Source organism: Streptomyces minutiscleroticus (assembly GCF_014650875.1).
GTDB lineage: Bacteria > Actinomycetota > Actinomycetes > Streptomycetales > Streptomycetaceae > Streptomyces > Streptomyces minutiscleroticus.
The window spans coordinates 1-523 of sequence record NZ_BMVU01000288.1; the positions used below are offsets into that span (position 1 = coordinate 1).

Below are 523 nucleotides of genomic sequence, written 5' to 3' on the forward strand. Positions count from 1 at the left end.
GGAGCGGCGGGTGTGGCCGGAGGTGGATCGGCCGCGTCGGGCCGCGGTGTCGTCGTTCGGTGTGAGCGGCACCAACGCCCACGTCATCCTGGAACAGGCCGTGGTCGAGAATGCGCCCGCCGAGGTCACCGCGGAGACCCCGGCGGACCGGTCACCCGCTGCCGCGGTGCCCTTGCTCCTCTCCGCGGCAACCGAACCCGCCCTGCGGGCCCAGGCCGCCGCCTGGCGCGGCCACCTCGCCGCACAACGGCCGACCGGCCTTGCCCGCACCGGCCACGCCCTCCTCACCGCACGGGCGGCCCTGGAACACCGGACGGTCACCGTGGCGTCCGACCCGGACCGTGCGCTCACCGCCCTGGCGGCACTGGCGCAGGCCGAAGAGACGCCCCACGCAGTGAGCGGAACCGCCGATGTCGAAGGCCGCCGCGCCTTCGTGTTCCCGGGTCAGGGGGCGCAGTGGGTGGGTATGGGGCGTCGGTTGCTGGATGAGTCGCCGGTGTTCGCGCGGGCGGTGGCCGAGGTG

Annotated in this window: 1 protein-coding gene; it reads left to right on the forward strand. The window is 75.3% G+C overall.

Annotated elements, in window-relative coordinates; all coding sequences use genetic code 11:
- Nucleotides 1-46: 46 nt before the first annotated feature.
- On the forward strand, nt 47-523 hold a 477-nt coding region (locus IE271_RS41530), incomplete at its 3' end, for an acyltransferase domain-containing protein (RefSeq protein ID WP_373308929.1).